Origin of the sequence: Denitromonas iodatirespirans (assembly GCF_018524365.1) — a bacterium.
GTDB classification, from domain to species: Bacteria; Pseudomonadota; Gammaproteobacteria; order Burkholderiales; family Rhodocyclaceae; genus Nitrogeniibacter; species Nitrogeniibacter iodatirespirans.
Genome location: NZ_JAEKFT010000039.1, coordinates 24,861 through 31,675 on the forward strand (window position 1 = coordinate 24,861; position 6,815 = coordinate 31,675).

General features: G+C 66.0%; 5 protein-coding genes. All 5 read left to right on the forward strand.

The window, feature by feature from the left end:
• On the forward strand, positions 1-1,563 hold the full coding sequence (locus tag I8J34_RS21880; RefSeq protein ID WP_214363763.1) for a GMC family oxidoreductase: 1,563 nt from the start codon (positions 1-3) through the stop codon (positions 1,561-1,563).
• A gap of 14 nt (positions 1,564-1,577) precedes the next feature.
• Positions 1,578-3,038 (forward strand): benzaldehyde dehydrogenase, encoded by a 1,461-nt coding sequence (locus tag I8J34_RS21885; protein WP_214363764.1) that lies wholly within the window; start codon positions 1,578-1,580, stop codon positions 3,036-3,038.
• Positions 3,039-3,181: 143 nt separating this feature from the next.
• Positions 3,182-5,086 carry a sigma-54-dependent Fis family transcriptional regulator gene (locus I8J34_RS21890; RefSeq protein ID WP_214363765.1) on the forward strand — a complete coding sequence of 635 codons (1,905 nt, stop codon included), beginning with the start codon at positions 3,182-3,184 and terminating at the stop codon, positions 5,084-5,086.
• A 366-nt stretch (positions 5,087-5,452) separates the two neighbouring features.
• On the forward strand, positions 5,453-5,599 hold the full coding sequence (locus I8J34_RS21895; RefSeq protein WP_214363766.1) for a hypothetical protein: 147 nt from the start codon (positions 5,453-5,455) through the stop codon (positions 5,597-5,599).
• Between the two features lie 103 nt (positions 5,600-5,702).
• A partial coding sequence (locus I8J34_RS25310; RefSeq protein WP_214363767.1) for a type I restriction enzyme HsdR N-terminal domain-containing protein occupies positions 5,703-6,815 on the forward strand: 1,113 nt, incomplete at its 3' end.

Genomic DNA, 6,815 nt, shown 5'->3' on the forward strand with positions numbered 1-6,815 from the left:
ATGACAAAGACAATCGAAGTGAAGGTGCCCAAGCACGGCCTGCCGGTGACGCAGGCGGCGGACGTGACCGACAGCCGCATCCATCTCAAGGTCGACGCGGTGGTGGTCGGCTCGGGCGCCGGGGGCGCCATTTCGGCCTACGAGCTGGCCGCTCAGGGCAAGCGCGTGGTGGTGCTCGAAGCCGGCCCCTACGTGCCCTCGGAGAAGTTTGCCGAGATGATGGCCATCGCCATGGGCACGCTCTACCAGGACCACGGGGGGCAGAACAACAGCCATGGCGACATCGCCGTGCTGCAAGGCGCCTGTGTCGGCGGCTCGACGGTGGTCAATGCGGCGCTGTGCTTTCGCACGCCCGACTACTATCTGAAGCGCTGGGCGAAGGAATACGGGCTCACCAACCTGAACCTGGAAACGCTCACGCCCTATTTCGAGAAGGTGGAGCGCAATCTGGGCATTGCGCCCAACCAGCGGCATGAGACCAGCCCCGGCGCCGAGCTGATCAACCAGGGTCTGAACAAACTCGGCATGAAGGGCGGCGTGGCCAAGCGCAATGTCAAAGACTGCGGGCTGACCGGCTTCTGCTTCGCCGGCTGCAAATCGGATCGCAAGCAGTCCATGTTGGTGACCTACCTGCCATGGGCCGCGGCCAAGGGCGCGAAGATCTACGCCGACACCCGTGTCGTCCAGGTGCTGGCCGACCAGGGGGTGGCCAAGGGCGTGCGGGCCGAGATCATCGACCCGGCCACCGGCATGAAGAAGGCCGACCTGCAGGTCGACGCACCCATCGTGGTGCTGGCGGCCGGCCCGGTGCAGACACCGGTGTTGCTGCTGCGCAGCGGCCTGGGGAACTCGAGCGGGCAGGTGGGCAAGAACTTCGCCTGCCATCCCACCCTGTCGCTGACGGCGGAATTCGACCACCCGGTCGACGACTTCCATGGCGCCACGCACTCGCTCTACGTGGACGAACACACCTTGCCGGAGGAAGGCGGCTACCTGCTGCTCAACGCCGTGCAGGACCCGGTCGAGGCCAGCTTCCAGGCCGAGCCGGGCACGGGCGAGCGCTACATGGCCTACATGAGCCGCTATCGCAACACCATCCGCCTGATCACGCTGATCCATGACAAGAACGTCGGCGAGGTGAGCTGGAAAGACGGCGTCAAGCAGATCCACTACACGGTGGACGACGAAGACTTCGAGGCCATGAAGGCCGGCCTCAAGACCAATGCGCGGGTGCTGTTCGCCGCCGGCGCGGCGCGTGTCTGGGTGCCGTCGTCGCAGCGGCTGATGATCGAGAGCGAGGCCGAGATCGACCGTGTCATCGATGGGCTCAAGAACCAGCCGGCGCGCTACCGCTACACCTCGTTCCACCCGCAAGGCACCTGCCGCATGGGCGCCGACCGGACGACGAGCGTGGTCAATCCGCGCGGCGAGACCCATGACGTGAAGAATCTGTACGTGGCCGACGCCAGCCTGTTGCCGACCTCCATCGGCTACAACCCGTCGGAAACCGTCTACGCCCTGGCCAGCTACATCAGCGACCAGATCAACGCGGCCCATCCGTGACAGGGGAACGAGAGATGACTGACAAGCACCAGAATCGCTGGGCGGGCAAGATCTTCAACGGGGCATGGGTGGCGGGCCGCGGCGCGCCCGCCCAGGCCATCGAGGCGGCCACCGGCACCCCGCTGGCCGACCTCGGCACCGCCGATGCGGCGGATGTCGATGCGTCGGTGGCCATCGCGCGCAAGGCACAGGGGGCCTGGGCGGCCACGCCCTTCGACCAGCGGGCCGAAATCCTGCGCCGTGTCGCGCAGCTGATCAAGGCGCGGGCGGAGGAGATCAACCACTGGAACATACGCGAATGCGGCTCCATCCCGCCCAAGGCCGAGTGGGAGCTGCAGGCCACCTACGAGCAGGCGCAGATGGCCGCGGCGATGCCGATGCAGCCGATCGGCGCGGTGTACCCCTCCGCCATGCCGGGGCGCACCAACACCTGCCAGCGTGTGCCCGTCGGCGTGGTCGGCGTGATCGCGCCGTGGAACTTCCCCCTCCTGCTGGGCATGCGCTCGGTGTTGCCGGCGCTGGCCGTGGGCAACACCGTCGTGCTCAAGCCGGATCTGCAAAGTGCCGTCTGCGGCGGCGTGCTGATGGCCGAGATTTTCGAAGAGGCCGGGCTGCCGGCGGGCGTGTTCCACATGCTGCCGGGCGGGCCCAAGACCGGCGCCGCGCTGGTCGCCCATCCGGAGGTGGACATGATCTCCTTCACCGGCTCGACCCGGGTCGGGCGCGAGATCGGCCAGGTGTGCGGCGGCATGCTCAAGAAAGTCGCGCTGGAGCTCGGCGGCAACAACCCCATGGTGATTCTCGACGATGCCGACCTGGATGTCGCCGCGTCCTGCGCCGCCTGGGGCGCCTTCCTGCACCAGGGGCAGATCTGCATGCAGGCGGGCCGCCATCTGGTGCATCGCCAGGTGGCCGAGGCCTATGCGCGGCGCCTCGCCGAGCGCGCCGCACGGCTGGTCGTGGGCGATCCGGCCAGCGGACCGGTCCACCTCGGGCCGCTCATCAACCGGCAGCAGGCCGAACGGGTCGAGGACATCGTCAACCGCTCGGTGGCCATGGGCGCGCGGGTGGTGACCGGCGGCATGCGCGACGGCGCCTTCTACCCGGCCACGGTGCTGACCCATGTCACGCCGGACATGCCGGCCTTCACCGAGGAGATCTTCGGCCCGGTGGCGCCCATCACGGTCTTCGACTCGGACGACGAGGCGGTCGCGCTGGTCAATCGATCCGCCTACGGGCTGGCCGCCGCGGTGCACAGCGCCTCGGTGCCGCGGGCCACCGCGCTCGCCACGCGCCTGCGGGCCGGCATGATTCACGTCAATGACCAGACGGTGAACAACGAGTTTCACATCCCCTTTGGCGGCATGGGGGCGTCGGGCACCGGCGGGCGCTTCGGCGGCCCGGCCAACTTCGACGCGTTTACGCAATGGCAATGGCTCAGCGTGATGCCCAGCGGCATCGAGTACCCCTTCTGAGCGCGGTAGGTCTGCGCCCGTTCTGCAGGCAGCCCGCGCGGGCTGCCTGCCCGCTGCATGATCCGCGGCCTTTGGCCTGAAGGGAGTCGCAACACACCGGAAAGAAGAAAGCGGCATGACACACATAACAACAGGAGACAGACATGGGCCAATCGGCGCCAGCTTCGCTGGAAGACATTCTCTCGGCGCGGCACGACTACTTCGAAAGCGGCAACGAGGATCACCGCGCCATCGATCCGGCGGTCTACCGGTCGTGGCACCGCTGCGTGTCCACCGCCAAGCGAACCCATGAGTCGGTCGAATTCGAACCGATCCGGCGCGACAGGCTCAGTGAGCTGGTGCTGCGCAACACCCGCCTGCTCGACGCCGCGCGCGGCCCGCTGAGCGAGCTGGAAAAGGCCGTCGCCGGTGCGGGCTACGCGATACTGCTGACCGACCCCGAGGGGCATGCGGTGACCGTTCGCGGAGATGTCGAAGGGCAGCAGCCGCTCATCCGGCAAGCCTTTCGGCAAGGCGTGAATCTGTCGGAAGAGGCGGTCGGGACCACCGCGATGTCCTGTGCGGTCTATGAGCGCCGGCCGGTGCGCGTGTTCGGCCCCGAGCATTTCTACAATGCCAACGGGCTGTTCCACTGTGCGGCCGCGCCCATCTTCGACCCCGAGGGCGGGGTGCTCGGCGCCATCGACATCACCCGCGGCGCGTCTCGCCCCGATTTCGGCGCGCTGACGCTGGTGGCCCGCTGCGCGTCGGTCATCGAGTTCGACCTGATGATGCGCACGCCGGCCGCCGCCATCATCACGCTGGCCTGGCAGGCCCACTCGATGGCGCCGCATGCGGACCTCATGTTCGCGCTCGACGAGGCCGGCAGCATCATCGCCGTCAACGAGGCGACTCGCCGCTTTACCGGCATCGACCCGGTGCGCGCGAGCTTCCGCTTCGAAGACATCTTCGACGCCGGCTATGCGCAAACCCTCAGCACCTTGCGCCGCGCCGCGCATCCGGTCTCGGTGCGCCTGCGCTCGGGCATCTGCATGCTCGCCTCGCTGGTCGGCAACGTCGCTTCACCCGCGCGCCAGACCGCTCCCAGGCGGAGCGCCGGGACAGGCCTGCGCGCCCCGCAGGCGGCGCTGGACGAAGTGTCGTTCGGCGACCCCGCCATCGACAAGAACCTCGATGTCGGCCTCAAGGTGCTGGAGAACGGGCTGCCGCTCCTGCTGCTCGGCGAAACCGGCACCGGCAAGGATGTGCTCGCCAGCCATCTGCACCGGCGCAGCGCCCGCGCGAGCGCGCCTTTCGTGGCGATCAACTGCGCGGCGATCCCCGAAACGCTGATCGAAAGCGAGCTGTTCGGCTACGAAGACGGCGCGTTCACCGGCGCCCGGCGAGGCGGCGCGGCCGGCAAGCTGGAGCAGGCCAATGGCGGCACCCTGTTCCTCGACGAGATCGGCGACATGCCGGTCAGCCTCCAGGCCCGGCTGTTGCGCGTGCTCGAAACGCGCGAAGTCTGCCGCCTGGGCGGCACCGCCATGAAGGCCGTCGACTTCCAACTCATCTGCGCCACGCACCAGAACATCGAAGAGGCGACCCGTAGCGGTCGGTTCCGGCTGGATCTCTACTACCGGATCAACGGCTTCACGATCAGCCTGTTGCCGCTGCGCTCAAGGCGCAACCTGCGCGCCCTGGCCGAAAGCATGCTCAAACAGCTCTCGGACGGCGCGCGCGGCCTGTCCGACGCCGCGGCCGACGCCCTGGCGCGTCACGACTGGCCCGGCAACGCCCGCGAGCTGCGCCATGCCCTGACCTACGCCAACGCCATCGCCGCGCCCGGCATCGACATCACCCCGGCGCATCTGCCCCAGGAGATCGGCGCGCACATGACCCGCCCGGCCGTCGCCGAGACCGACACGCCCTGCGGCGTGCTGAAGACCCTCGAACGAGAGGCCATCGGCCAGGCGCTCGACCAGTCGAATGGCGACGTCCGCCAGGCGGCCCGGATGCTGGGCATCAGCCGGGCCACCTTGTACCGACGGCTGAAACCGTCGCGCTGAGCCCGGAGGGGGAAGAGGGCGCGGGCGTCCTGCGGTGGGTATCGCCGGCCGGCGGCGGGGGCGGGATGGGTTTCGTGCCAACTGCGCAACCCGCTGCGGCTTCCACGTAGTGCTCGGTCGGCGAGCTGGCTCCCTGTCGGGCTCTCGCTCGCTTCGGCGAATGGCAGAGATCGACCCGTTGCTTCCCGTCAGCCGGTAGGTTTCCGAACGGCAAGTGACGAAGTACAGCTGCCGTTCCACATGCCCTCTTACTGGCAAGACCTCGGCCTGAACTGCCGTTGAGTCGCCTGGAGTGGAAGGCCGCTTTTTGTTCCGTTGCCGCCATGACCTTAGAAAGCCGGATGCAGGTATGCTGGACCGGCCCCCATGATTCTCTATGGACTTGCAGTGCGGCATATCGCTGAATATGACGAGGCGTTTTCCGACGCCCGGCGGCTCGAACGTGACGTGGCAACTTTGGTATCTGCAGCAACCGTCGTCCGTCTGGACAGCTGTCCCGCTGGCGGCGTTTGATACCAGCGGATCCTGACGCGCAACACGGGGCGAAGATGAGCGCTCAAACTACGTTAATATCCGGGGCTTCTTGATTGTCTAAAATCGAACAAAAAGGGTTTAAATGAGCAAGATCGTCGCAGAATTTAGCGAGTTCGTTCTCTTTTCTGAACAAGAGGCACTGGCTCTCGATAAGCGAGTATCTATGCGTGAAAGCCGAGGCAAAGAGGTGCCTTACGTGACCTGCCTCGTCCGCGACAAGGAAGTGCAACTCAAGCCCGAGGAACGGACCCGTCAACTTTGGCTGGCCCGCCTGATCGACAAGCTCGGCTATGCCAAGTCGCGCATCGCTGTCGAATACCCGATCACCTTCGGGCGCGACAGTTCCAAGCGGGCCGACATCGTGGTGTTTGACGCCGACCGCCCGACTGTCCCTTACATCATCGTAGAGGTGAAGCAGGCCAAGTATAAGGACGGCAAGGAGCAGCTTCGGTCTTATGCACATGCGACCGGCGCACCCCTCGCGGTGTGGAGCGACGGCATCTTGGTCGAGGTCTGGCATCGCAAGAATCCCAACTACTTCATGCCGATCCACGAACTGCCCCGCGCAGATCAGACCATCGAACAGGTCGTGGATCAACCCTGGACCATCCAGACACTGATCGACCTTGAGGAAGAGCGGGTAAAGGAGGGTAAGTTTGCACGGTCCCTGCGCGACCTGATCGAGGACATGGAAGACGAGGTGCTGGCAAATGCCGGGGTCGATGTCTTCGAAGAAGTCTTCAAGCTGATCTTCACCAAGCTCTATGACGAGATGACCTCGCACCGGCTGGGTAATGCATTGCGGTTCCGCAACCAGAACACCTCCGCCCAGCTCAAGACCGCCATCCAGAACCTGTTCGACGAAGCCAAGCGGAAATGGCCAGGCGTCTTCCTCGACGACGAACGCATCCGCCTGTCGCCCGATCACCTGCAAGTCTGTGTCGGCTCGCTGGAAGAATGGAAACTGTTCAACTCCAATCTCGACGTGATCGACGACGCCTTTGAATACTTGGTCTCCAAATCGTCGAAGGGCGAAAAGGGCCAGTACTTCACCCCCCGCTGGGTGATCAGGGCAATTGCATCCAACCATCATATCGGCAGAATCTGTAACACCCGCATGCGCTCATCGTCGTCCCAGCCGGCGCACTTTCGCCGCAGCCTGACGCTGCGCTTTGGATGTGTCGTGTCGAGCTTG

Coding starts and splice junctions, on each gene's coding strand:
- I8J34_RS21885 (WP_214363764.1), top strand. CDS start 1,578: ATGACTGACAAGCACCAGAATCGCTGGGCGGGCAAGATCTTCAACGGG.
- I8J34_RS21880 (WP_214363763.1), top strand. CDS start 1: ATGACAAAGACAATCGAAGTGAAGGTGCCCAAGCACGGCCTGCCGGTG.
- I8J34_RS21890 (WP_214363765.1), top strand. CDS start 3,182: ATGGGCCAATCGGCGCCAGCTTCGCTGGAAGACATTCTCTCGGCGCGG.
- I8J34_RS21895 (WP_214363766.1), top strand. CDS start 5,453: ATGATTCTCTATGGACTTGCAGTGCGGCATATCGCTGAATATGACGAG.